Consider the following 26,005-nt stretch of genomic DNA (forward strand, 5'->3'; position numbering starts at 1 on the left):
AAGACTGTTTCACCTATCGCTTGTTAAGAACAGGCGATAATTTCTATGACTGTCAAAATATATGTAGACCACATCCACAGTAAAGTGTGTACCCTATGGAGGACTGTTCCCTTTGAGCCCCTCAATCTTTGAAGGGCTCCCACGCTAGTTAATCAAATCAAATATTCTCTTTGCTTCACTAAATCCGTTTTGATTGACCAACATCCTTTTTTCCTATAACAGGGCTTTTGCTACTACACCAAGTACTCCTGTTAACAATCCGCTTATGATTAATCGTAAAATCCATGTAGTATTTGCACTAATTTTATCTAATTGTTTATTAATAGTTAAAACATCCTTTTCAGCTACTAGTATTCTTGTTTCTAAATTTTTCATATCATGTTGCATAGCTTTTAAATCTAGTTTCATTTGATTAAAATCTTTTTCTAGTTCCTCCAATTTTGTCATATAACATATAAAGTATTAAAATTTAATTTTAATACTTTATATGTATATGATAATTAAAGGATAGTGATGCAAAGAGAGGTCCCAAATCTATTAGGGTTGCACCACCTGCCCATCAAACTACATTAATAAAAAATACGGCAAGTTTATGTGTAAAAAAAAGATTTATGGCAATATTATGGTTCAAATTGTGGCGGACTTATGATTCAAATCACAACAATCACAAAAAACGGATACAATTAATCGGAAACAATGAATTTCTTATCTTAAAAGTAATAGAGCATTACATCTGTTTGACGAACTCCGCTCCTTTTTTATCCCTTTTCTTCACTTACCCATATCTTATATTGTGTGTAACTGCCCCTTTTGCTGAATCCCTTGGTACCATTGATTTCATTTTACTTTCTCTTTTGAGTTACACAGTACGAAAATTATGAGTAACTGTATAGGGATACCACCAGCAAAATAACCTACGCTATGAGGAAAAATAAAATAAGCTGCCCATTTGGACAGCTTATTTACATAATTATCGTTGCTGGAAGTGAATAGTTTCAGATTAAAATGAACTAAATAATCAGGGGAGCGGTCAAGTCCAAACCGAGTTCTGTATGTAACATATATTGATTAAATGTATTGATAAAGAAAGTGAGGCTAACACAAATGAACACTTCCAATCAATTTAACCCTCCTATTCTGTTTATCCCAAAAGAGAAAGAATGTTACGAAAAAAGAATATGTGTCTTGGTTTCCATCAAGATAGATCCTAAGACTTTATCTCTTTGTTCAAGTTTGAGCCATCAGTTTACTGCGACAGGCACGTATTCTGACAAATCAACTAGGGACATTACAAAACTTGTAGAGTGGTACTCTAGCAATCTTTCAAGTGCAATAGTTTCAAATGAGGAAGAAACAAAAGGTTTGACTACAGCAATTAATACTGGGGAAGCTCAAATTTTTGCAAGATTAGACGGAATCATGAGTTCGGATAGTTGTCTCACCGTTACTGAACCAGTGGTTCAAATGACAAATTTAAAGGGATCCAATGATTATACGTTGGATATAAATAAAACAGTTTCTACTACTGAGACAACCAGTATGAATTGTCCTAGTAGCACTTTCGTTTTTGGTAAGGGCGTCTTACTGCTTGAGAATGATGTTGCTTCCTATGACTTCGCCAAACAACTTTGGTCACTCACTCAATATACTGTTGTGCAGATATCTCCATCAATTATCAAAGATCAATACACTACAGGTAAACAACTGGCAGCGGATTACTGGTGTGTTTGGATCAAAATTCAAGGGAATATTACTGATCTGGACGTCATGGAATTAATGCAACCAGGAGGAATCATTGATGAATTCACCAAGCTTGGTGGAATTTTCATTGTACACGATACCGATACTAATCCAATAATTGTAACATCTTCTGAAGGATTTGAGTTCATTGGGGGTAAATCTGAGTCACTAACACAATTTTCGAAGCTTGTACAAATACCTTTGTCCTTTGAGTATCTTCGAACATATTTATATAATAACTCTATCAAGAAAGAAGGTGACTCTATGGCTCTTGAAACTAACTGTCAGACTTGTACTCCTCCTGAAGGTTCCACATCGATTCTTACTGTGGATATACCAGGTGGTCTAGCTATTAATCTATTGGGGATTCATATCGAAGCTTGTCCGATCTGCGTTACAGTATTCATTGATGGATCTGATACACTTACATCTCAACAACAAGATATCGCAAATAATCTCATCAAAGTAGTACAGAGTTTGGTTCCAACTATTCCTGGTGCTTAAAGGGAAATAGTTTGTAATTTAATACAGGGCTTGACCAAAAAACGGTCGAGTCTTTTTTCCCAAAATGCTGCGATACCCCTAGATTTAAAAAGAAATAAGCAATGATTAGATTTTAAACCTAGTCATTGCTTTATCCATTGCATCTTGGTTTACGCCTATATAACGTAACGTGACTTTCTCTGAAGAGTGATTGAATATCTCCATGAGTAATGCTATGTTTTTTGTTTGCATGTACATATGATATCCGTACGTCTTTCTTAATGTATGTGTTCCTATTTCATCTAATCCGAACTCTGCCGCCGCTCCACTTAGTATCTTATATGCCATGCTACGACCAATTGGACGATTCTTACCTTGTCTGCTTTGCAATAAATACTCATTGTCTTCTCTTTCTTCAATAAACCATTTAAGTTCTCTTTTCAGTGCTGCAGTAATTTGTATTCGTTTCTGTTTCCCTGTTTTCTTTGCCCGCATAGATATATGACTGCCTTTGACATCTCCTACCTTCAATTTTAAAATGTCAGAGATTCTCAGGCCTGTATTGATTCCCATAATGAATAAAATATAATTTCGTACACTCTTCTCCTTAAAATACTCTTTTAGCTGCTGTATTTCTTCTGGATCACGTATTGGCTGAACAAAATTCATTACTCATTACCTCTCGTTTCTTCTGTCTCGTAAACTTCTAATCCAAGTGCAAAAGCAAGTTTATAAAACGCTTTGGACTTCCAACGTCGATAAGTACGCTCTGACATTCCGATTTCGTTATAAACAATGTAATCACATACGTCCTCTTCTTCTAAATAACGTTTATAAATAATATCCCTTTGGATAATTCCTGCACGTCCGTTTCCTAATCGATTTAGAAACTGATCAATACGTAATGACATTCTTTCAAGCCATTCTTCTCGTTTACTTTGTTGAATATTTGCTATGGCAACATCTTCTAACGGCTTACCAACTGTATGTGTAGGACCGTGCTCACGTATTTCATAAGAAGGAGTGACTTTCATTTCTTTACGCATCATCCCGAATTGTCTATGTATACGTACACTTTCCAAAACGCCTTCTAATTCCTCTTGTGTTGCCGTTCTATCGATTTTTGGTAAGAAAGATAATTGTTTAGTCATGTAAGACCACTCCTTTTTATTTTTTAATTATTTTTGTCTTAAAGCTCCACGTCTACGCTCATAACGCGGCCCATGAATTCCCATTAAATCTTCAATGTCACGAGTGCTTAATTTCTCTTTTCGTTTTTTCTTATTTTTCTTCTTTGCTTGTTTTGATTGCTTTTCCCACTCACGTAACTGATCTCTTAGCACCTTCATTTCCCCATCCCCTTTTTCAAAATAAAAAGGACACCTATTCTTAAAACAGCTTTAATTACTGCTTTAATGAATTGGTGTCCTCTAGTTTTCTAGCCGGACTATATTCAGTTTGCTTTCACTTTAAAAGGATTATTTTGTTCAAATCTAACTTTACTCTCAATTTGCAAATGTAATTATCTCGTAAAAAAAATTAATAACATTAACATCTTGAACAGTTAGTTATTGCGTTATAATATAAGTAAATTCGTCTATGCACGAATACCCTGTGACTTGCTAGGAGAAATCCTAGCGTTTTTCTTTTGAAAAAGACCTTCTACGCCTGAATAAAACTCAACATTACGTCAATACTGTAGACAACCCATTTCTTAAACACATTCCATGATTCGAGCAGTTAGCTTTTGCTAACTGCTTTTTATTGCGTTCCAACTCTTGCTCCTTGAAGTACTCCTTGACTGCCTTTTTTCAATAAGTACCCATTCCTTATTTCCCTTGAATAAATTTTTAAACCTTGTCTATGCTATAGATACATTCAATTATTGAACTTCCTAATTTAAGTTTTAAGTGAATAAAATTCTAATTTTTTCCGATACTATGGAAGAATTTAAAAGGTTATTTTAAATTCTTCCCACTCTAGCTCTCTTGGTCGAGAGGTGAGCAGTTAGCTTTTGCTAGCTGCTCTTTTGAGTTTATTCGAATAAAATTTTAAATTCTGTCCAATACTATAAATGGGCTGATACAGCTTGAATTCACAGTGACCTCTGTAATGTTCTTTTCCCCTTTCTCTGAGGGCTTAGCAGTTAGCTACTTCAGCTAGCTGCTTTGTTGTGCAAAATAGCGTTTTTGTTCAAAATGATGACCTCATCCATTTGGACACATTTACCAGTATTTTTACCAAAAAATTCATGATATTGTTAATTAGTCGAGTACGTCATCACTTGACGATTACCCTTAGGAACCCCGCAGACAAACGGGGTTTCTTTTATTTAAATAACGATTTTGTTTATAAACTACACATAAATTACGAACATACATACAATAATCAAGATCATCTTATTTCAATGCTCTCTTGGTCATAGAGCGCCTTAAAAAGCGCTCTTTTTATTTAAATAAGGATTTTGTTAAAAAAATTAATAAAATTTGATATTCCACTAATACTAATGACAGTACAATCTACTTCTGACCCAGGTTGTATTACATAGAGCAGTTAATATAACTAACTGCTTTTTTAGTTTCCATTACATAAATTTAGAATTTAAGCATATACTATTTATGGGCTATTACAGATGTAGCCTAATAAAAACGTAAATGTTCATTCACTTGGCAGACAGCTTTTTATAATTGTCTGCCAAAAAATATTTAAAGTGCATAATTTCCAAAATGAAATTCATAATATATATAGGTCTAATTTTCTAAATCTTCATTTCAGCCTTTAGTATTAGACCTAATCAAGCGCTCCTCTCTCTTCCTTGGGGCTAAGCAGTTAGCTTTTGCTAGCTGCTCTTTGTTTGCAAAAAGCACTCAATTAACTGGGCACACATATAATATTCTGTGTTTCTTTATAAATTGAAATAGTCTTTACAATTGGATAATCTCGTCACGAGTGCACTTTATTAAGTGTTCTCTTTTGGTTTTAAACTAATACAAAATGAAATTTTTATTGCATTAATCCCCGTATAACATTTCCAGTCCTGCTAACACTATAACTGTAACTTTAAGTTACACATATTAACTTGTAGGGCCTAATTTTCTTTTGTACAACAAGCAGTTAGCTAATTAAGCTGATTGCTTTGTTGTGCTAAATGAAGTTTTAATTTAGTTTTCTTTCCTGCATAATATTTTGATATTTGTTTATACTATTGATGTAACTTTTTGTTACAACATATATCTGTATCCAATGAATTTCTAAAATTGTACAATAGAGCAGGTAGCTACTTCAGCTAGCTGCTTTGTTGTGCGAAATAAAGTTTATATTTCTCAACAACCATTATTGGAATTAAAATCCCAATAATGGTAATATAAAAGTACCTTTCAGTCATAATTTTTAACATGTCAAGTGTTGTTCCCTTTTAAAAGACCCTGTGTCAATCAGGGTCTTTTAAACTTGTTCCTTACTAAAATAGCATTTTTGTTAAATTATTTTCACCTTTTAATTGGCCAAGCATATGTTATTGTATGGAAACTCTCCATTCAAAAAATCTACCTTTCTTATCAAAGAGCATGCTTATATGTGTGCTCTTTTTTATTTACTATAAAATTAATATTTTGTTAAAAAAATAATAAAATTCGATATTCCACTAATACTAATGACAGTACAATTTGCTTCTTGCCCAGGTTCTATTACATTGAGCAGTTAATATAATTAATTGTTCTTTTTTAATTTTCGTTACATAAACTTAGAATTTCTGCTTATACTATACTCAACCATGAGATTTTGTACTCCTTAAATTAATGGTTGTAATGTTCTCATTGCAGTTAGCCTTTGCTAGCTGCTTTTTCATTTACATAACCATTTTGTTAAAAACTTTTCACGTTTAAACTGGACAAGCATATGTTATTGTATGAAGAGGCTTCACCCATAAATATCAATTTTTCTTGTCTAAGAGCATCGCTAACTGCATGCTCTTAAGTTTGTTATTAGATAAAACATTTATATAAAAGCTTTCACCTTTTGATAAGACAAGCATATAGTATTAATACGGAAGCTTTTCACTTATAGGAATCACCTTACAAAGAGCACTATGAAAAAGTGCTCTCTTTTCACCCTTCATGAGAAAATACATATATTAATATCGGCTGCACATGTATTCAGCTTACAAATTAGGCCTTGTGAGCTGACACCTTTTAAGGAGCACATTTTAATATGTGCTCTTTTATTTAATTTTTTTTACACGATTATGCAAAAGAAACATAAAGTATATGGTAATTCAATACTCATAAAGCCTATCTTTCTAAGAGCCTACTCATTTGTACGCTCTTTTTTTGTTTTCAAATAACGCTTTTGTTTAAATTTCTTCAACAAACCAAGATACAGTGAAACCTGGTGATAGCAGTTCACTTGCCCCTGGAGGAGGCTTAGCTACACATGAGGCTAGAGGTGGACATTTACTAGAAAGACATGTAGGTAAAACGGATGAAGAACTATTGCAAAGATTAGAAAGTGATACTAGAATAACAGGTGCATCCACCTTTACAGATAGAGCGACAGCTGAAAATATAGCTAACAATGTTTTAAATAACCCTAGAAACCAAGAACTTATTCAAAACTGGTTAAATAATTCACGTAATAATCGGCCCTTAGCCTTACCCTATAGTGGTAATGAAATAATTGGTAGAGGAATTCAAAGAGGTTCTACGACAATTGAGGAAATGACCAATGCTAAAATTATTTTAAAGAAAGATGCAAACGGAAAATTTATTTTAACTGGCTATCCAAATTAATAAATAGGAGGATAAATATGTTATTAAAACACAATCCAGAAGATGAAATTTATCAATTCCTAGCAGGAAACTTTCATCAAGATTCTTTCTATGAAGAGGTAATTCAAGAACTAATAGAAGAGGAAAACAAAGAATATATACAAGATGCTATTATTTTCTTAACTAAATTTATTCAAAGTGATTACAGTAACGAAGAAAAAAACAGATATATAAAAGAAGCTGCAGATGGAATATATTTTGAGGGATTAAAAGTAACACCTTTAGAATGGTTAGAACAAACCGTTGATTTATTAAAAAAAAGATAAAAAATGCAATGCTACCCAAAAGCCGTCTCTACTAAAGGAAACGGCTTTTATCTTACTTCACAAACATATAGACTTCATTTACTGTTACGTTGTATATTTTCCTTTCCATATGGGGCTACCGTATAACAAATATACATTCAATAGTTAGTGAGGTGATAATGACAAATTGTTCAAAGTTATTTGTTATTATCACCCATTAATTTTAAACTTTAATCCTTCATCTACTATGTTCTTCTAATACAGAAATAGAATCTAAAAAAGGAAATCGAAATAACTACCTTTTTTATTTTATAAGTTGTAAAGCTTTCATGTAAGGTAAAACCTGGTGATAGCAGTTCACTTGCCCCTGGAGGAGGCCTAGCTGCACATGAGGCTAGAGGTGGACATTTACTAGAAAGACATGTAGGTAAAACGGATGAAGAACTATTGCAAAGATTAGAAAGTAATTCTACAATAACAGGTGCGTCCACCTTTGCCGATAGAGCTACGGCTGAAAAAATAACAAATGAAGTTTTAAGCAACCCGCAAAATACGGAAAAAATAAACAGATGGTTAAATAACCCTAACAGCAGGCCAACCTTACCGTTAAGATACCAAAGTACAGATATTACTGGTAGGCATGTTGCTAGAGGATCAGAAATTATCTCAGAAGTAACAAATGCAAAAATTGTTTTAAAAAAAGACAGAGATGGTAGTTTTATTATTACAGGATATCCAGAAAGATAGATGAGAGTTTACATGAAAGATAAATACACACAATATGAAGAATTAGGTGGTTTTTTAGCAGGAACTTTCCATCAAGATATTGAATCACTCGAATTCGCCATAAACGAATTTATCACTGAAGTTACTAATATATGTTTAGAGAATACGATTGAAGACATTACATCATTCCTACAAAGTGGTTTAACTGTTCATGAAAAAGAAGAGTTCATTAAATATAATGCCGAAATTTATTTTCCTGCTTTAAACCTTACCCCTATAGAATGGCTAGAGCAAATAGTTGACCTCTTAAAAAGAGCATTAAAAAATAAATAGTAAGAACGATTTTCGACCGCCCTTTACAGGTGGTCTTTTACTTTTTTCTACTTCATATATACAAAAGCTTCATTTGTCGTAACATAGTATATTTCCCCCTTTTCTATTGTGTACTTTATATTGTAGCGGATCGTTTACATTTACTTTTTATCCCTTATGGCGATAATTTTAATGACCAATAAATAACCTAGCGACTACTTACAATATCCTCAAACAGGAAATGGATTTGTAATGTCCGAAAACGGACGGATTATTCCAGAATATGAATCTTAGAACCAAAAAACGGAGCGGAAATCTACACGATAATTAATGGTGAAGAAAAATTAGTAGGAGTATATCGCGAAAAATACCAGCATTTTATTCCAGCAATAACAAAATAATTTTGTTTTTAAATGTTTATTTTCTAATCGTAGCTGTTCCAATTCATTTAGCTATTTTGGCCCTTTTCCATAAGAATATTGTTTTCCTAAAGGTTGTTGAAAACGATAAGTTTGACCTGTACGATACCATTTCATCCATGTCTTAATTTGGGAAACATTTTTAATTTCGAGTATCTCCATAATGGTACGATTTGAATAACCATCCTTTTTCATCTCAATCACTTTCCACTTTATTTCTTCTGGATAATGAACTCTTGTCTTCAAACGAAAAACACCTCCATTGAATTTGCATACTTAGTATGCGAATTCAGGAGGTGTTTTTCTCATGTACCACTATTCGGGTTCACTTCAAAAGTGAGAGTGGTCTTTTTATTACTTTATCTAGCGACCTTTTCAAATCCCCTTATATTAATGCTCGCTATTAAGACCTTCTCCTTCTAGGACCTACAATTAATTTGATTGCTGTTCTTTCTTGATTATCGATAGTAACCTCTTGAAATGCTGGAACAAGAACCAAGTCAATGCCACTTGGAGCTACAAAACCTCTTGCAATCGCAATTGCTTTAATCGCTTGATTTAAAGAACCAGCTCCAATCACTTGGATTTCTACTTTGCCACTTGCTCTTAGTACGCCCGCTATTGCACCTGCCACTGAATTCGGACTTGATTTTGAGGATACCTTTAATATATTTTCCATGTAAGTTGCTCCCTCTATTATTTAATCTCTCTTTTCTTACTGTTTGAAATATAACTAACGTATCTTTAACTACTATTCGAAATAAATACAAACAATTCTGTATAATTACATTCATTCGATATTTTTTGCCTTCTTCCTGCACAACTACATAAATAAAAAGCGACGACTAAGTTAAAAACTTAATCATCGCTTTATCCATTTCTCTGTTTCACTAAAATGCTGTCCTTTAAATACTTCTCTTCTTTACTTTGGCGATATACTATCTTAAAGTTTAAATACTTCAACATTTTAAAACCTTGGATAGAGTTATCTGCTAAATATTCATCCTTTTTCTTCTCCAAAATTCATTACATAGAATATTCTAACTCCATTTTTTTGAAAACTATATCTCCTCATTAGAGCACTTTATATTATGCCAGCTTTTTATCCCAAATCTATTACCTTATATATGGACAAGTATACACGCCAATTGCTTTTCGATTGCATAAACTACTATGTGTTATACATTTATTAATAATAGGAGGTAATATATTGGGTTCATACTATCATTCTTCAAGTTCATATAAAAGATCTTCATGCCACTCTTCTTCTAGTTCATATAAAAAATGTTCGTGCCATCAATCTTCCAGTTCGTATAAAAAATGTTCATGCGACCATTCACATAAATCATCTAAGCCTGCTTACGGCACTTTTTGGCAAACTGAGTTTATAACTGTTCCTTTTGGCGGTTCTTTTCCGTTTAATCACGTTGGCCCTTTGGCAGGGGGAGTTTCCTTATTAAATCCGACTACTATACAATTTAGTAAAGCTGGTGATTATAGAATTTCTTTCATTTCAAGTATTAACACTACGTTAAATCCTGTATTTCCCCATATTCCAGTCATAACTATATTTTTAAATAATAATCCACTTGCTAATAGTCAAGGTGATTTCGCTTTTCAAATGAATACTTCATCAAATAACGAATGCCTTCAACTAGTTGGCGAAACTATTGTTACGGTGCCTGCTAATTCAACTCTTCAACTTAGAAATAATAGTGGTTTTAATCATCAAAGTATTGTAACTTGTGATAATGGTATAAATTCAGTTGAATTAACAGTTACAAAACTAAGTTAATACTATTCCCTCACATTCAGATGCTATTTCAGCATCTTTTTTTATTGAATAATGCTCTTTTGATTCCTATAATCAAACATAAATTCCATTGTACGTTTCTGTTAATCTAATAAACATGAAAAAAGTACCGAACTCTTCTACTACAAAAGTTCGGTACTTTTTATATTAAAAACTTCTCATTCTTTCTTACTTCTCCACATAAACCGACTTAACAATTGTACGATTATACGGTTGTCCTTCTTTATTCGTCCCTTTTATATCCATCGTAACGTTATATACTCCTGGTTGCTTTATGTCCTTCAAAGCACCAGTAAACGTGTTGTTATTACCCTTTTGTAATTCATTGTATTCAGAGACTAGTTTCCCTTCTTTATTAACTACTCTTACTGTTATAGAAAGATCCCCTTTCATTTCAGGTGCCACAGGTGATTTTTTCAGTTTATACTCAGATTTATTCACTTTAACTTTTGTAGGCATTTGGAGAACAAATGGTGCACCACTCTTGTAATCGCTTACAATCAAAAATGCATCTTTCGACTGCTTCGCCATCATTTTAACTTTCCATTCTCCTACATCCATTTTATCAAATTTAAATGTTCTAATTGTCGCACCACCAAAGAAAGATTCACCTTCACCAGTAGTAATAACGCTATCCTTATTTGTATACATTTTTCCATTTGGAGACATCATTTGTACTTCTACATCAGAAGACGCTGTTAAGATAGAAACTATTCCTTCAGCTTTTTTATCAACCGTAACAGTTTGCTCTATCCACTGATTTTGTGGCAAATCTCCTCCTAATATGTTTTGATTTGAAGTTGTATTTAATTGTTCTATATTTTCATTTGAACTAGTGCTGGATGCTACTAAAGCTGGTACGGCTACATTTGCTGTACGTAAATATGGTTCAATTCGAGAGAAAACAGCAGATCCTTTTCGTATATTATCATGATCAAATCTGGAATCTGTAAATAAATGCGTTCCATACGGTAACTTAGCACTCCACTCATTTACTAGTCCATCATTTGAACCGTATGATGACAAATAGAACCCGCCCATAGATAGCGCAGAAAATACTGGTCCCCAGCTAGTCCCAGTAGCCGTATAGTAACGGTTTAATTTAGCTGCTGGATTATTATCAATCGTTGAACGAAATTTTGCCATTTCGCCCATTTGTAATGAGTACGTACCATCATCTTTTTGACCTAATATAGAAGCCAGCCATCCTGCCCACCAACTATATGATAAATCCGCTAAGTTTGATCCATGGTGTGGCGTCGCAAGCGTTACAACATTTCCGACAAATCGATTTGCGCCATATCCTACTAATGCAGCCTGTGTATCGATACCGCCTTTACTATGTGCTACAATATTAACTTTTTTACCGAAGTGATTATATATTTCTTCTAATTTTTGTGCTAACAATTTTCCGTTGTCCCACTGACTAGCTGACCCTTTCCCAGCAGCATCATATAATTGGATAAATACTGTTTGATATCCTGCTTTTAAAGCATAGTCATACATATCATTGATATCGTGATACACTGTATTTCCATACCAACTATCAGCATTCCCGTTCCTTCCTTGTACAAAAAGAATTGGAGGCTTATTCTCATCGTAATTAGCAGGTTTTTGACCTAAAAACCATTCTCCAGGTGTAAATACTTCTTTATCTGGAAATCCCGTTTTAATTTCTTTTACTTCCTCCGCCTCTACCTTCGTACTAACAGCCATCGGAGTCATAATAAAAAATGCGAGAAGTAATAACATACACCTTTTCAAAATCCTCATTAACATTCCCCCTTTTTTGAAAGGAAGCACTATTTTTACTCTAGTTATTTTTGCAGGTGAAATAACTAGTAACTGTCCTTTCTTATGAAACGTTATTCTCTCAACATGTATTCATTCCTTTTCCTACTAAGCTCATTAAAAATTTCTCAACATATTTCTAGCTAAAAAAGCTGCGTATAAAAGGTCTATTTCATAACCTTTTATACGCAGCTTCTTTCTTATAAATCAATGATATACTCATCATCATATTTATCGTATTGGAGCCCTGATCCTATTTTGGATTCCGTAACTTGATCTCTTAAAAACGGTGCAGCTTCCATTTTGCTAGTTGCAATTTCAATTCCATATTTTTTCGTTAAATGGGCTAATTCTATTAAAAACCACTCTCTTCGCAATGTAACTGGAATATCAAATGTTCTTCTTTTCATATATAATAGCACCTCTTTAATTTCATAACTTAATGAACATCATTACATGCACGTGTGAAAACTACCTTTCATCACTAACATCCAATGAAACATTATAGTATATGCATGTCCATTTTAAACGTGCTATTACAAAACAACATTTCAGTTTACATAATCATATTATGTAAGAGTAGAAGAGAAAGGAATATCCCTTCTCTTCTACTCTAGAAATTTAAATTAAGAACATCTTGGTACACCTAAAGCTAAGAATAAACCTGCTACTCCCGCAGTAATCGGTACTTTTAACGTAATAACATCGTCTACTTTCGTTACTAAAAAGAAAGCATTACCTTCTTGTAATATACAAGTTACCAATAATTGAAATTCCATTTAAACCCCCTCCTTTCAATCGATATATTATACTTTATGAATTCTCTTTAAAAATGTAATAAGGAATATATCTATTTTTCCTTATATATAAAATAAATGTTTATAAGTCTATTAAAAATACTAATTTTCTAAATTTATATAAATCGTGTAATATCCAATAAGTTCCTATATAATCAATAGTGAAAATCTTACAAATGGAGGTATAAAAATGGCGATTTTGAGTAATATTGGTGCAGCTTTATTTTTTATTGCTTTTATTCTTTTAATACTATGTATCATTTCATTCTTTAAGAAAAATGGAAAAGCAAAACAATATGGTCGTCCTACTGTTATTCTTTTTATGATTTCAATTCTCTTAATAGGAATGGGCACTACAAAATCTGAACACCCATTCATCGATTTTTTTGCTACTTTAAGTTTAATTTTATTTATTTTTTTCCTTGTTCTAGCAATCTTATCCGTAATTAAAAAGACAGGTGTAGCAAAAAAACAATTTATTATCACTGCTATTTTATTTGTCATTTTTGTTGCATTATCAAGTATTTCAGCTCCTTCTTCTGAAAAGACGACAGCAACAAATAAACAAGTCGCTTCTAATAATGCAGAGAAAAAAGATGATAAAAAGAAAGAAGCGGACGAGAAAACTCAAAAGCAAGAAGATGAGAAGCGTCTAGCCGATGAACAAGCTCGTAAGCAAGAGGATGAAAAACACCAAGCCGAAGAGCAAGCTCGTAAGCAAGAGGATGAAAAACGTCTAGCTGATGAACAAGCTCGCAAACAACAAGAAGAGCAAAAACGTCTAGCTGATGAACAAGCTCGTAAACAACAAGAAGAGCAAAAACGCCAAGCTGATGAACAAGCTCGTAAACAACAAGAAGAGCAAAAACGCCAAGCTGATGAACAAGCTCGTAAGCAACAAGAAGAGCAAAAACGCCAAGCTGATGAACAAGCTCGTAAACAACAAGAGGAACAGAAAAAGGCACAGCAACCTCAAACACAACCTGCTTCCGGAAATACTAGTAATGCATATTACAAAAACTGTGATGCAGTTAGAGCTGCTGGGAAAGCTCCGTTATATAAAGATCAACCAGGGTATAGCCGTAAACTAGACAAAGATGGCGATGGAGTCGCATGTGAAAAATAGCAATGAAAAAGAAGCTTCTAGTAAGCTTCTTTTTACTATTACGTATAGAATCTTATTACTCTTCCATTCTTGTAAGCCCTATATCAATTCAAATTGGCATCTTATTTTTTTATACTTGTAACAATTAATCATTAACTGGGTCAATACTCCAATTAATGATTTCAATATGTTTCACCTCCACTTTCCCTTTGACAAGAACATGTGAAATTAGGTGAAACATCCCAAATCTTCTACCCTTTTCGTATTCATCTCTGTAATATTCTTTTGTGCAGGTATTTAATTGCTTTAATTCTCTATATTCATTAAAGTTGATGAGTTCTATTTCACATTCTTTTAATTCTCTATTTGGTCCATCCCAAAATTATGCTTTGAGTACTTGTATATTGCCATACACTGACCATTCAGTGCGCTAATAGGAATTTTATAAAACAGTTTATTTGTATTAATGTTTATTCCTATTTCCAACAATACTTTATAAATCTCATAAGGGTGCAGTGGTAAAAAATGCACAACATCATTCCATAAACATTCTAGTTTTGGTATTTTACGTGTTAATAAGTTCTCCCTTTGAGTATGATCTTTATATTTTTGTATATACTCACCATATAAAATTGGATATACCCTTTTCAATTCATTTAATGGGATTAAATATTCTCCTTTTAGTTCTTCTGGTACCATATGATAAACATATTCCATAAAAACCCCCTATAAAGTGAAACTTTATAGGGGGTTTTGTTCATCCTCCACGGATTATTAGTTGAACCAATCGGACGTTTACGGACAGTTGATCTCTCACCTAACTCCTTTGCTCCAACTGAATTTTGAGGTGGGAGTTTTACTGTCCGTTAACGCGGGATAAAAGATATACTTCCTACCCAAAAGCATCTTAGATTGATAGAAAATAAATTTGTAACTTATCTATACCTTAATAATGCCCTATGGATAATTTCCTGCTCAAAAAATTCTTCGTCATCAATTCTATTATTTCCTCTATTAAATATCACTCCTATTATTCTCAAATCAGACACATAATAAGTGATTTCAATCACCACATTGTTTTTCATTTATCGCTATTCTTAATTTAGATATTACATTTAAACTTTATGGAGGCATTCATATGAAACATACATTTACTGAAACTTCAATTGTTGGTGAGATTGTTACACAATTTCCGAAAGCTAGTGATCTTTTTAAATCGTATAGAATAGATTTTTGTTGTGGTGGTAATAAGCCACTTATTGATGCAATTCATGAAAGAAATTTATCAGCTTCTGAAGTAATTACAGAGTTAAATACGCTTTATCATAATACGAAACGATTAAATGAATCTGAAATTGATTGGAAAAATGCTTCTTATCGCGAATTGATTGATTATGTAATTAATAAGCATCATCGTTATTTAAATGAAGAGTTACCGCAGTTAAGTCCATATGTGACGAAAGTATTACGCGTTCATGGAGCAAATCAGCCTCATTTAGCTCAAATTCATAAGCTGTTTCATGAACTTAAAATGGAATTAGAACAGCATTTAATTAAAGAAGAAACAGAAGATTTTCCATTAATTTTAGAATTTGAACACAATCCAACTGATGAAAACTATGCTAAGTTACGTAAAGTAGTAGATGAACTAGAAAATGAGCACAATCATGCCGGAAATATTATAAAAGAACTTCGTAAAGTGACAAATGACTTTACTCCTCCAGAAGGAGCTTGCGGCACTTATCGACTTGTTTATCAACGTCTTGAAGCGCTAGAGTCTGATTTATTTGAGCATATTCATTTAGAAAATAATATTTTATTTCCACGTGCCATTACGAGAGCATAAATCAAGTGCAGGACATGAGTGTAAATACTTATGTCCTGCTTTTTCATTTTGCGAAAAATATCCACGCCCCCCTCACACAAATCCGAATTTCAACAATTTGTGAATCATTATATAAGTGTGATAAATATCACATCTCCCTCTTTTTTAATTTTCTATAATAGAAATATAATCCTTTGTTCAACATTTCACATAAAAAGGGGAAACGAAAATGAAAAAACGTTTAGTTATGATCGGAAATGGTATGGCTGGCATACGTTGTATGGAAGAAATATTAAAACATGATAGTAATTTATATGAGATTACTATTTTCGGAGATGAACCACATCCGAACTACAACCGTATTATGCTCTCTCATGTATTACAAGGAAAAACAAATATGCAAGATATCATTATGAATCAATACAGTTGGTATGAAGAAAATGAAATAACTTTGTATACAAATGAAAGAGTTCAAAGTATTAACCGAAAAGAAAAAATTATTATTACAGAAAAAAATCGTACTATTACATACGACAAACTCATTATCGCAACAGGTTCTAGTGCTTTTATTTTACCAGTTGAAGGTTCCACCCTTCCTGGTGTAACAGGATTTCGAACAATTGAAGATACACAATTTATGATGGATACCGCTAAAGAAAAGAAAAAGGCCGTTGTCATTGGTGGTGGATTACTCGGTTTAGAAGCCGCAAGAGGTCTTATTGACTTAGGAATGGACGTACATGTTGTTCATTTAATGCCTAGCTTAATGGAGCAACAACTAGATACGAAAGCAGCTTCCCTATTGCGTGAAGATTTAGAAGCGCAAGGCATGAAGTTTCTAATGGAAAAGAAAACTGTAAAGATTCTTGGTACAGACCATGTTGAGGGCATTCAATTTGAAGATGGTGAAGTTGTAGATTGTAATTTAATCGTAATGGCTGTCGGAATACGCCCAAATACTCAAATAGCAAAAGATGCTAGTTTACTTGTAAATCGCGGCATTGTAGTCAATGACTATATGCTAACGAATGATGAATCCATTTATGCAGTTGGAGAATGTGCAGAACATGACGGTATCGCATATGGACTTGTTGCTCCTCTTTATGAACAAGGCGCAATATTAGCAAAACATATAACGAATTTACAAACTAATGGATATACGGGCAGCATCGTCGGTACACAGTTAAAAGTTGCAGGTTGTGATTTATTCTCTGCTGGTCAAATTTATGAAGATGATCAAACGAAAGCAATTTCAATCTTTGATGAATGTAAACGTTCCTATAAAAAAGTATTAATTCGTGACAATAAAGTCGTCGGTATCGTTTTATATGGTGATGCAACTGATGGTACACGCCTCTTTAGCATGTTAAAGAAAGAAGAAGATATACAAGAATATACAGCCGCTTCCCTTCTTCACAAAGCTGGTGAAGAAAGTGAACTTGACGTTGCTACAATGAGTGCGGATGACACAATTTGTGGATGTAATGGCGTTACGAAAGGTACAATCGTTCATGCCATTTTAGAACAAGAGTTAACTACTTTTGAAGAAGTTAAAGGATGCACGAAAGCCGCAGGGTCTTGTGGTAAATGTCGTCCGCTTGTGGAACAAGTTCTAGCTCATACACTCGGAGATGCTTTTGATGCTTCTGCGCAGTCTGCTGGTATGTGCGGATGTACAACTTTATCACGTGACGAAGTCGTAGCCGCCATTCACGAGAAAGGTTTAAAATCGCCAAAAGAAGTACGAAATGTACTCGGTTTTGCACATGAAGACGGCTGTTCGAAATGTCGTCCTGCTTTAAATTACTATTTACGTATGGCGATTCCGGAAGAATATGTAGATGATAAATCATCCCGTTACGTTAATGAAAGAATGAATGGTAACATCCAGCATGATGGTACATTCTCTGTTATTCCACGTATGTACGGAGGCGTTACAACCGCAGATGATTTAATGAAAATTGCTGAAGTCGCAAAAAAATATGACGTTCCTCTTGTGAAAATTACAGGTGCGAGCCGAATCGGCTTATATGGTGTTAAGAAACAAGATTTACCTAACGTATGGGCTGACTTAAATATGACTTCTGGATATGCGTACTCAAAATCGCTTCGTAATGTAAAATCATGTGTTGGTTCTCGCTTCTGTCGTTTCGGTACGAAAGATTCTTTAGGACTTGGTATGCTCCTTGAACAGTCATTAGAAATGGTAGATACACCTCATAAAATGAAAATGGGTGTAACAGGTTGTCCACGTAACTGTGCGGAAGTACTTACGAAAGATTTCGGCGTTGTGTGTGTTGAAAATGGATTCCAACTGTATATCGGTGGAAATGGTGGTACGGAAGTACGCGAGGCTGATTTTGTAATGATCGTCCCTACTGAAGACGATGTCCTTCGCATCGCTACAGCTTACATGCAATATTATCGTGAAACTGGTATTTACGGGGAGCGTACTGCCTATTGGACAGAACGATTAGGCTTCGATCATATAAAAGAAATACTACAAGATACAAGTATGGTCACGATGTTAAATGATCGTTTCCAAACAGCTCGTAGCACATATACGGAAGCTTGGGGAGAAGCACTAGAAACGAAGTCTTTAAAAGCGATGTATGAAGTAGAAACTGTGAAATAAGGAGCTGTGATCTATATGATACAAACGAAAGAAAAAATAAAAGTTATGCGTGCGGAAGACCTTCCTATTCAAATTGGTAAAGAGGTACAAATGAAAGACATGTCTATCGCCCTATTCCGCCTTTCAAATGGTGATATTCGAGCTGTAGAAAATCGGTGCCCTCATAAAAATGGACCGTTAGCGGAAGGAATTGTATCTGGGGAATTCGTCTTTTGTCCACTGCATGATTGGAAAATCTCATTACTAACAGGTGAAGTTCAAAAACCTGATGACGGCTGTATCCAAACGTACGAAGTAGAAGTTATTGATGGTGACATTTATATAAAGTGAAACTTTAATCAGCGGGGATTGGTTCATCCCCCGCTGATTATTAGCCCTCACCAATCGGGCTTTTACGGGCAGTTGATCCCTACCTAACTACTTTGCTTTCGCTGAATTTTGAGGTAGGGGTCTTACTGCCCTGCAAATAGCGGGATAAACATGTAATTTACGAAAGGAAGCCTCCTCTGGCTTCCTTTTAAATAAAAAATGATGAGGTGCGATTATGAACGGATATGTATATTTAGTTGGTGCAGGACCAGGTGATGAAGGGCTTATTACAAAGAAAGCGATAGATTGCTTAAAGCGTGCAGATATTGTCTTATATGACCGCTTATTGAACCCTAACTTTCTTAGCTATACAAAGCCAACTTGTGAACTTATTTATTGCGGTAAAATGCCAAAGAATCATACTATGCGTCAAGAAATGATTAACGCCCACCTCCTTCAATTTGCACAAGAAGGAAAAATCGTTGTCCGCTTAAAGGGCGGAGATCCATCTATTTTTGGCCGTGTTGGTGAAGAAGCAGAAACTTTAGCAGCAGCGGACATTCCATATGAAATTGTACCAGGTATTACATCTAGCATCGCCGCTAGTAGCTATGCAGGTATCCCCCTCACCCACCGTGACTATAGTAATAGCGTTACTTTACTAACTGGGCATGCAAAAGGTCCTTTAACCGATCATGGAAAATATAATTCATCCCACAATAGCGATACAATTGCCTACTACATGGGTATAAAAAACTTACCTACAATTTGTGAAAATTTACTACAAGCAGGAAAACAAGAAAATACACCCGTAGCAGTCATTGAGTGGGGTACAACTGGAAAGCAACGCGTTGTCACAGGAACACTTTCAACCATTGTTCCTGTCGTCAAAAACGAAAATATTTCTAACCCTTCTATGACAATTGTTGGTGATGTCGTTTCCTTACGGGATCAAATCGCTTGGAAAGAACGTAAACCATTGCATGGTAAAAAAGTTTTATTTGCATCCGCAACAAATAAAACCAGTTTCATAAAGCAAAAGTTACAAGAATGCGGTGCAGAAACATATCAAATTCCAACTTTCAAAAGGGAAGAATACACGTTAACATCTGAACAAATCAATGAAATTTTTAACGTTGATCGCCTTGTATTTTGTTCAGATGAAAGTGTAGAAATCTTGATGCGATCATGTAGTAAACACCAGAAAGATATTCGTTCCTTACAGGCGAAACTGCAGTATATGAACGTTGCCACTCAAGAAAAACTTATGCAATATGGGCTACTAAGTAAACAAGCAGAGTTCTCTTCCGATACAACTGTTTATTTAGGCAGAAATATTAATCGAATTGGTTTTATTCAAGAAAAAATTGGTGCTGGGTCTTATATGATGACTCATGAGTATACAATTGATCATCGCTTCGATGAAATTCATTCTCGTATGCTTTCTGAATTCTCATGGGATAGCATTGTATTTGAAGGGCGTGCTTCAATTGATACGTTTCTAGCAGAAATAAAACGACTTGGCTTTATCGATATTCTTACTCTTCCCTTCTCGTATACCGACATTCCAACGTTACACTATGCGAATAAAGTTGGTTTTCATAATGTAGATGAGCAATTACAAGACATGATTATGAAGAAAGATTTGGTGGTACGATGAAAGGAATTGTATATGTTGGACACGGTAGTCGCCTGCGAGAAGGTAATGAACAATTCATTCACTTTATTCAATCTGTTATGAAAGAACGTAACGAAAGGAGTCAAAAAATAGCTTTTCTAGAACTAACGACACCTACCATTTCGGATGCAGTTACAGAAGCAATACTAGAGGGCGCAACTGAAATATTGATTGTACCTGTTTTATTATTTGCAGCAGCTCACTATAAACGTGATATTCCTTTTGAAATAGAGCAACTACAAAAGAAATATCCACATATAACATTTTCAGTTGTACCACCTTTTAGTACGCATCCACATATGGTTGAACTTGTAGTGAAAAGAATACGTGAAACTTTGCCAAAGCAAGATAGTAGCGTTTTACTCGTAGGACGAGGCAGTAGTGATCCACAGCCGATACATGAGTTACAACAAATCGGAGCAGCGGTCGAACGAAAACTCGGTATGCCCGTATCGTGCTCCTTTTTAACGAAAGGAGCGCCCTCTTTTACTGCTGAGCTCAAGACGATAACATCGACTGCGTCCCATGTATATGTCATGCCGTACCTTCTCTTTACCGGATTGTTGCTTCAAAAAATTAAGTTGCATACAAAAAAATATGATCACGTTACGACTTGTAATTGTCTTCAATTTGATACATATATGAAGTTGGCATTATTAGAACGAATGGAGGAATGTGTGTATGTATAATATGTATCCTCTTATGTTTAATTTAGATAAAAAAGTTGTTGTTATAGTTGGTGGTGGTAAAATTGCATATCGGAAAGCGTCTGGATTAAAAGATACAGGCGCTTTTGTCACCGTTATCAGCCCAGAGATTTGCGAGGAAATGAAGGAACTTCCTTATATTACTTGGAAGCAAAAAACTTTTAGTAATGATGATATTAAAGATGCTCACCTTATTTATGCAGCTACAAATCAACATGATGTCAATATGATGGTCAAACAGGCCTCCCATGATTTCCAATGGGTTAACGTTGTAAGTGATGGCACAGAATCATCCTTTCACACACCTGGTGTCATCCGAAATGATGAATATATTGTAACGATTTCAACTTCAGGTAAGGATCCATCGTTTACAAAGCGTTTGAAGCAGGAACTAACATCTATATTTCCTAAACTTATAAAAAAGCTTTCTCGTACTCACAAATAATAATCTATTTCTTAGCTAAAATAGTAATTACCTTTGGACAAACGTTTTTTTAGAAGCGTTTGTTCTTTTTGTTTTAGTTCCTTTTTTGAATTAAGCCGCTTGATTATCAGACATGGTACAATTGTAAACGACACCCAATATATCAAAGACTGTTTTCTTCTCATATCGATGGGATTTCCGTCCATCATTTACCGCCTCAAATCTATCCGTTTTTGCACGTATATTCAAAACAAAATATATGACAAATAAATAACGACAGTTACTGTAATAATGCTGAAAAGTGTTGAAAATAAAACGATTTGTGCATGTAGTTCAGGCTCTATTTGATACTCCATAGCAATAGTTGCTGTATTTCTTGAAGTAGGAAAAGAACTTGCAATAAATAATGATTGTGCAACAATACCATCAATGTTTAGTAGGTATATCATGGCAAGTGCTAATAATGGTCCCATCAATAATCTTCCAATTAAAGCCCATGTTATGACTCGATGGAAAAAATTAAGCTTAATGTTGGATAATTGCGCTCCTAGCAATATGAGTGCTATTGCAACAAAACTATTCGCAAGCTGATTAAGAGGTAGAAAGATAGAATTAGGTATTTGAATTGTAAAAGATTGAAAGAGAACCCCTAATATGAGTGCATGAAATACAGGCAGTCTTAGAAATGATTGAATAATACTTCCGATTGTTTTTGTTGCTGATAGTAAGTTATATATCCCGTATGAATAAGTTAAAAGATTCTGGAAAATCACAATGAAAATCTGAATGGAAACCCCCACTGGATTGTGACTGAAAATCAATTGACTTACTGGTAATCCATAATTACCGGAATTCATTAACGAAATGCTATTTTTTAGAGCTGCACTTTCTCCTTTTTCTAACTTTAATGTTTTTGAAATGAAATGACTTACTATCATCACACTCAGACTGTAAAGTATTAAATAGTATATTATCTGGAGCAACAAACCTGTTTCTATACTAATATCATATATATTCACAAATACAGCCGCTGGCATCAAGCAATAAGTAATAAGTGTAGATAGCTGCTTTAAGTTAAATTGGAACTTTCTTTGTAAGATTGCACCAATTAGAATCAATATTAATATTGGTAATATCACGTCTAATATAATAAAAACAAACATTTAATACCCCATTCTAAATACATTATAGTTGGATTAAACTCTTTACTAAATATGGATACAGTTAATTCAAATGTAGCCCCTGACGCTACCCAAAATACCATTTGAAAGCATTCGTATACAGGATTTTATCGGTAGCTTGTTCATCAAATAGCTGTTGAATCAATTTGATATCTCCATACTCAAAAGGTCTTTTTGCTCTTGTAGATGGTAAATCTGTTCCAAACATAAGTGCATCTGGGTTAACTTCATAAATCGACTTTAAGGCATTCTCAACATCTAATTCGACACGACCAAAACCAGTAGCTTTCACATGTACCCCTTTATCAACTAGTTTTAATAAATATGGTAAACCTTCTTCTGATAACCCTAAATGGTCAATTGATATAGCTGGTAATTTTTCTATAGTGGATGCAATTTCGGGCAACTCTTTTGCATCCATATAAAGCTCACTATGCCATCCTACTAAATCATGAACTCTTCTAGCAAAGTAATCCAGCTTCGATAAATCTTCTGAACCACCTCTTTTAATATTAAAGCGTAATGCTTTTACCCCATTTTCATTTAAATTTAGTATTTCTTCATCCGTCACTGTAAAAGGTAATTGTGTTACGCCACAAAATGTTGAACCCAACTGTTTTAGTGCCTTTAATAAATATTCTTGATCAAACCCTTGGAAAGAACCAGATACGATCGCTCCACCAATTACATTCAAATTAGGAGTTTCATTCTGATAATCTTCTACAACAAAGTTGGGTGGAAAATACCCTTGGTTCTCAATAATCGGAAAATTAAAATCAATAATATGAAAATGTGCATCAAAAATTCTCATTTCATTTCCCTCCCCTCTCTTTTCTTTAACATATCAAATATGACTCATAAAGAAAATTATGGATTATTTATACAAATTCATAATTTTATCTTATCGACCTAAACTTTATTCTTTATTTTAAGTGTACTTTTTCACAATATCCATTAGCCTTACGAAAAAATCTGGCCCTAAAAAATATGAAGTTTTTTCTTGTTATAAATACCGTCATATGTTTTTGGAATTTCAGAATATTTAAATCCACCAATATATTTTTATACAGATTAATAGATATCCTTTAGAAAGGAGCGACTATTTATCGATTCGTTAGCGATCAATAGTCATCGTTTAATTCAAAAGTTATTATTTTCGTTCTCGATATATTCCGAATGTTTTATGAGGATTTTTCGTTTGTTCATTTCAGTCTTATAACAATCGTACTGTTGCTTTTACTTTGGAAACTTTCAATAGACAAAAAACAGAGTTCTCGATTGTGGAATTAGATTTAAGTTCATACATTTATCTCTTAATATCTTTATCTGTAGGTAAAACAATTGCAGCTATTATATAAAGTAACACCGTAAATCCACTAGTAAAAAAGGCTGATAATGCAGTGACTATGCGAAGGATACTTACATCAATTCCATACTTATCGCTTAAGCCACCTAATACACCTGATACTTGTTTATCTTGAGTGGACTTATATAATTTTTTCATCTAAACACCCCGATCCAATTAAGTATTTGTATGCTAAAAATTAGTTCTATCTTCGGAAGAGATTTAAACTTTCTTTAACTAACCCTTTAATTGAATAACATCTGATATCTATATTTTAACATAAAATTCCATAAAACTTCTGTTTTTCATTTTTAAACCACATTATTTTAGAATACAAGTGTTTGTTAAGTTAGCAATAAAAAACATATCGAAGCCTATTACTAAAAGAACCCTCCTAGATTACTTTAGGAGGGTTCTTTTTCTTTATTAATGATTCTTTAACATCACTAACAGCTTCTCTTGGCTATACATCCATACTGTAATGATTAAACAAGCAAGAGCGACTTCTGATAACGCCATAAATCCAATTGCATAATGACCTGTTAGTTGGAATAGTAACGTTAAAATTAATGGTGGGAAGAACCCTCCTAATCCACCTAAAGCTGACACAACCCCATTTACAATCCCTGCTTGCTCAGAGAAGTACATTGGAACAAGCTTAAAGATTGTGCCATTTCCAATACCTGCACAGAATGCGACTAGTAAGCAACCAAACGTATACACGTTCATACTAGGCATGAATGATAAAACAATACCAGATAGTGTTAAGCCGATAAATACGAAGATTAATATTTTAAATGGATTAAATTTATCACCGAGCCAACCACCAATCGGGCGCATCATTGTTGCTAATACGATGAATCCAGCTGTCCGCATGCCTGCATCTACTTTCTCTAATCCGAAGTGAGATACTAAAAAGTTTGGTAAATATACTGTAAATGCAACAAATGATCCGAAAGTTAAAAAATAAAAGATACATAGAAACCAAAGTTTTTCATTTTTATATACACCTTTTATTTGTTCCATTAATGGTGTATTCACCTTTTTTTCCTTACGATCGCCTAATAAAAAGTTCATAAGTGCAAATGCTGCAAGTAAAACTAAATAACACTGTACTGTTGTTCTCCAGCCAACTGATGTCGCAATTACAGGTGCTAAAAATGAAGTAATTGCTGTTCCAGCGTTACCCACACCGTAAATACCATTTACAAAACCGTGACTCTCTTTCGGGAAGTATTTCGGTAGAGAAGTTACTCCTACAGAGAATACAGCACCACCAATCCCTACAAATAATCCACCAATAATTAAATCCATCATAGAATTGGCAACACTAATGTAAAAGACAGGGAATAATAAAAGTATAAAACTAATAAAGAACAATTTTCTTGCTCCGTAACGATTTGTCCAATAACCAATTGGAATGCGAAGAATAGAACCTAAAATAACGGGTACTGCTGTGACCATAGAAATTTGTCCCGCAGTTAATGGAATATCCGCTTTAATATATGGCATTAATGATGATAAGATAACCCATACCATAAAACCGATAACTAGATTAGAAGTTTGTAAACTTAATTGAAAATTAGGACTTTTCACCTTGTTCCCTCCTATGTATGCATAGTTATATTCATTCTCTCCAGCCTA

Annotated in this window: 24 protein-coding genes and 4 pseudogenes; 13 read left to right on the plus strand and 15 right to left on the minus strand. The window is 33.9% G+C overall.

Annotated features, from left to right (window positions below; genetic code table 11):
• Nucleotides 1–213: 213 nt before the first annotated feature.
• Nucleotides 214–447: a hemolysin XhlA family protein gene (locus MKX66_RS09140; RefSeq protein ID WP_326996512.1), complete on the minus strand. Its 234-nt coding sequence runs from the start codon at nucleotides 445–447 to the stop codon at nucleotides 214–216.
• 657 nt (nucleotides 448–1,104) lie between these two features.
• Between MKX66_RS09140 and MKX66_RS09145 the strand changes: the two genes are divergently transcribed.
• Nucleotides 1,105–2,244, plus strand: coding sequence for an Ig-like domain-containing protein (locus MKX66_RS09145; RefSeq protein ID WP_215591186.1), 1,140 nt, complete (start codon nucleotides 1,105–1,107; stop codon nucleotides 2,242–2,244).
• A 105-nt stretch (nucleotides 2,245–2,349) separates the two neighbouring features.
• On the opposite strand, the gene MKX66_RS09150 is transcribed toward MKX66_RS09145, so the two are convergent.
• From MKX66_RS09150 to MKX66_RS09160, 3 genes are read right to left on the minus strand one after another with little or no spacing between them, the layout of a single operon-like run.
• Nucleotides 2,350–2,892: a site-specific integrase gene (locus MKX66_RS09150; RefSeq protein ID WP_326996510.1), complete on the minus strand. Its 543-nt coding sequence runs from the start codon at nucleotides 2,890–2,892 to the stop codon at nucleotides 2,350–2,352.
• Nucleotides 2,892–3,374: an ArpU family phage packaging/lysis transcriptional regulator gene (locus MKX66_RS09155; RefSeq protein WP_197210001.1), complete on the minus strand. Its 483-nt coding sequence runs from the start codon at nucleotides 3,372–3,374 to the stop codon at nucleotides 2,892–2,894. The genes MKX66_RS09150 and MKX66_RS09155 overlap by 1 nt, the downstream gene beginning before the upstream one ends.
• A gap of 27 nt (nucleotides 3,375–3,401) precedes the next feature.
• Nucleotides 3,402–3,572 (minus strand): hypothetical protein, encoded by a 171-nt coding sequence (locus tag MKX66_RS09160; protein WP_097855281.1) that lies wholly within the window; start codon nucleotides 3,570–3,572, stop codon nucleotides 3,402–3,404.
• Between the two features lie 3,018 nt (nucleotides 3,573–6,590).
• Between MKX66_RS09160 and MKX66_RS09165 the strand changes: the two are divergent.
• The 4 genes and pseudogenes from MKX66_RS09165 to MKX66_RS09180 form a co-directional block, all read left to right on the plus strand.
• Nucleotides 6,591–7,010: pseudogene (locus MKX66_RS09165) on the plus strand (RNase A-like domain-containing protein); the annotation flags it as partial.
• A 17-nt stretch (nucleotides 7,011–7,027) separates the two neighbouring features.
• Nucleotides 7,028–7,315: a contact-dependent growth inhibition system immunity protein gene (locus MKX66_RS09170; RefSeq protein WP_002141482.1), complete on the plus strand. Its 288-nt coding sequence runs from the start codon at nucleotides 7,028–7,030 to the stop codon at nucleotides 7,313–7,315.
• Between the two features lie 315 nt (nucleotides 7,316–7,630).
• Nucleotides 7,631–8,041: pseudogene (locus tag MKX66_RS09175) on the plus strand (RNase A-like domain-containing protein); the annotation flags it as partial.
• A gap of 12 nt (nucleotides 8,042–8,053) precedes the next feature.
• A complete protein-coding gene (locus MKX66_RS09180; RefSeq protein WP_002141479.1) occupies nucleotides 8,054–8,353 on the plus strand; it encodes a contact-dependent growth inhibition system immunity protein in 300 nt (99 codons plus the stop codon).
• Between the two features lie 371 nt (nucleotides 8,354–8,724).
• Here the strand turns inward: MKX66_RS09180 and MKX66_RS09185 are convergent.
• From MKX66_RS09185 to MKX66_RS09195, 3 genes and pseudogenes are all read right to left on the minus strand, one after another.
• Nucleotides 8,725–8,997 (minus strand): annotated as a pseudogene (locus MKX66_RS09185) (IS3-like element ISBt2 family transposase); the annotation flags it as partial.
• 157 nt (nucleotides 8,998–9,154) lie between these two features.
• Nucleotides 9,155–9,430, minus strand: coding sequence for a stage V sporulation protein S (locus MKX66_RS09190; RefSeq protein WP_002035358.1), 276 nt, complete (start codon nucleotides 9,428–9,430; stop codon nucleotides 9,155–9,157).
• A 191-nt stretch (nucleotides 9,431–9,621) separates the two neighbouring features.
• A complete protein-coding gene (locus MKX66_RS09195) occupies nucleotides 9,622–9,771 on the minus strand; it encodes a hypothetical protein (protein WP_002012544.1) in 150 nt (49 codons plus the stop codon).
• Nucleotides 9,772–9,961: 190 nt separating this feature from the next.
• Between MKX66_RS09195 and MKX66_RS09200 the strand changes: the two genes are divergently transcribed.
• Complete coding sequence (locus MKX66_RS09200; protein ID WP_002127124.1) at nucleotides 9,962–10,546, plus strand: hypothetical protein; 585 nt, start codon at nucleotides 9,962–9,964, stop codon at nucleotides 10,544–10,546.
• 186 nt (nucleotides 10,547–10,732) lie between these two features.
• Here MKX66_RS09200 and MKX66_RS09205 read toward each other — a convergent pair whose 3' ends face one another.
• From MKX66_RS09205 to exsG, 3 genes are all read right to left on the minus strand, one after another.
• Nucleotides 10,733–12,316, minus strand: coding sequence for a lipase family alpha/beta hydrolase (locus MKX66_RS09205; RefSeq protein WP_374101545.1), 1,584 nt, complete (start codon nucleotides 12,314–12,316; stop codon nucleotides 10,733–10,735).
• A 239-nt stretch (nucleotides 12,317–12,555) separates the two neighbouring features.
• Nucleotides 12,556–12,765 (minus strand): hypothetical protein, encoded by a 210-nt coding sequence (locus MKX66_RS09210; RefSeq protein WP_046959276.1) that lies wholly within the window; start codon nucleotides 12,763–12,765, stop codon nucleotides 12,556–12,558.
• Nucleotides 12,766–12,981: 216 nt separating this feature from the next.
• A complete protein-coding gene (gene exsG, locus MKX66_RS09215; protein WP_000395678.1) occupies nucleotides 12,982–13,134 on the minus strand; it encodes an exosporium protein ExsG in 153 nt (50 codons plus the stop codon).
• Nucleotides 13,135–13,342: 208 nt separating this feature from the next.
• Between exsG and MKX66_RS09220 the strand changes: the two genes are divergently transcribed.
• Nucleotides 13,343–14,278, plus strand: coding sequence for an excalibur calcium-binding domain-containing protein (locus MKX66_RS09220; RefSeq protein ID WP_201051989.1), 936 nt, complete (start codon nucleotides 13,343–13,345; stop codon nucleotides 14,276–14,278).
• Nucleotides 14,279–14,402: 124 nt separating this feature from the next.
• Here the strand turns inward: MKX66_RS09220 and MKX66_RS09225 are convergent.
• Nucleotides 14,403–14,974 (minus strand): annotated as a pseudogene (locus tag MKX66_RS09225) (group-specific protein).
• Between the two features lie 421 nt (nucleotides 14,975–15,395).
• Between MKX66_RS09225 and ric the strand changes: the two are divergent.
• The 6 genes from ric to MKX66_RS09255 all read left to right on the plus strand — a co-directional run bounded on the left by ric (nucleotide 15,396) and on the right by MKX66_RS09255 (nucleotide 21,856).
• A complete protein-coding gene (gene ric, locus MKX66_RS09230) occupies nucleotides 15,396–16,103 on the plus strand; it encodes an iron-sulfur cluster repair di-iron protein (protein ID WP_098168008.1) in 708 nt (235 codons plus the stop codon).
• A 208-nt stretch (nucleotides 16,104–16,311) separates the two neighbouring features.
• Nucleotides 16,312–18,717 (plus strand): NADPH-nitrite reductase large subunit, encoded by a 2,406-nt coding sequence (gene nirB / locus MKX66_RS09235; RefSeq protein WP_107888427.1) that lies wholly within the window; start codon nucleotides 16,312–16,314, stop codon nucleotides 18,715–18,717.
• A 15-nt stretch (nucleotides 18,718–18,732) separates the two neighbouring features.
• Complete coding sequence (gene nirD / locus MKX66_RS09240; protein ID WP_002031610.1) at nucleotides 18,733–19,047, plus strand: nitrite reductase small subunit NirD; 315 nt, start codon at nucleotides 18,733–18,735, stop codon at nucleotides 19,045–19,047.
• Nucleotides 19,048–19,261: 214 nt separating this feature from the next.
• Nucleotides 19,262–20,686, plus strand: a complete 1,425-nt coding sequence (locus tag MKX66_RS09245; RefSeq protein WP_002031608.1) for a uroporphyrin-III C-methyltransferase — start codon at nucleotides 19,262–19,264, stop codon at nucleotides 20,684–20,686.
• Nucleotides 20,683–21,393, plus strand: a complete 711-nt coding sequence (locus MKX66_RS09250) for a sirohydrochlorin chelatase (RefSeq protein WP_341085968.1) — start codon at nucleotides 20,683–20,685, stop codon at nucleotides 21,391–21,393. Before MKX66_RS09245 ends, MKX66_RS09250 begins: the two co-directional genes overlap by 4 nt.
• Nucleotides 21,386–21,856 (plus strand): precorrin-2 dehydrogenase, encoded by a 471-nt coding sequence (locus tag MKX66_RS09255; protein WP_002189424.1) that lies wholly within the window; start codon nucleotides 21,386–21,388, stop codon nucleotides 21,854–21,856. Before MKX66_RS09250 ends, MKX66_RS09255 begins: the two co-directional genes overlap by 8 nt.
• A 224-nt stretch (nucleotides 21,857–22,080) precedes the next feature.
• Here the strand turns inward: MKX66_RS09255 and MKX66_RS09260 are convergent, their stop codons facing one another.
• The 4 genes from MKX66_RS09260 to narK all read right to left on the minus strand — a co-directional run bounded on the left by MKX66_RS09260 (nucleotide 22,081) and on the right by narK (nucleotide 25,957).
• Nucleotides 22,081–22,998 (minus strand): AEC family transporter, encoded by a 918-nt coding sequence (locus MKX66_RS09260; protein ID WP_002031605.1) that lies wholly within the window; start codon nucleotides 22,996–22,998, stop codon nucleotides 22,081–22,083.
• Between the two features lie 85 nt (nucleotides 22,999–23,083).
• The gene (locus tag MKX66_RS09265) at nucleotides 23,084–23,827 is read right to left on the minus strand and encodes an amidohydrolase family protein (protein ID WP_002189422.1); all 744 of its coding nucleotides are present in this window, start codon (nucleotides 23,825–23,827) and stop codon (nucleotides 23,084–23,086) included.
• A gap of 495 nt (nucleotides 23,828–24,322) precedes the next feature.
• A complete protein-coding gene (locus MKX66_RS09270) occupies nucleotides 24,323–24,520 on the minus strand; it encodes a PspC domain-containing protein (protein ID WP_000737853.1) in 198 nt (65 codons plus the stop codon).
• Between the two features lie 267 nt (nucleotides 24,521–24,787).
• The gene (narK, locus tag MKX66_RS09275) at nucleotides 24,788–25,957 is read right to left on the minus strand and encodes a nitrate transporter NarK (protein ID WP_002031603.1); all 1,170 of its coding nucleotides are present in this window, start codon (nucleotides 25,955–25,957) and stop codon (nucleotides 24,788–24,790) included.
• Nucleotides 25,958–26,005 lie beyond the last annotated feature (48 nt).

Source organism: Bacillus sp. FSL R9-9530 (assembly GCF_038008145.1).
In the GTDB taxonomy this organism is placed as follows: domain Bacteria; phylum Bacillota; class Bacilli; order Bacillales; family Bacillaceae_G; genus Bacillus_A; species Bacillus_A mycoides.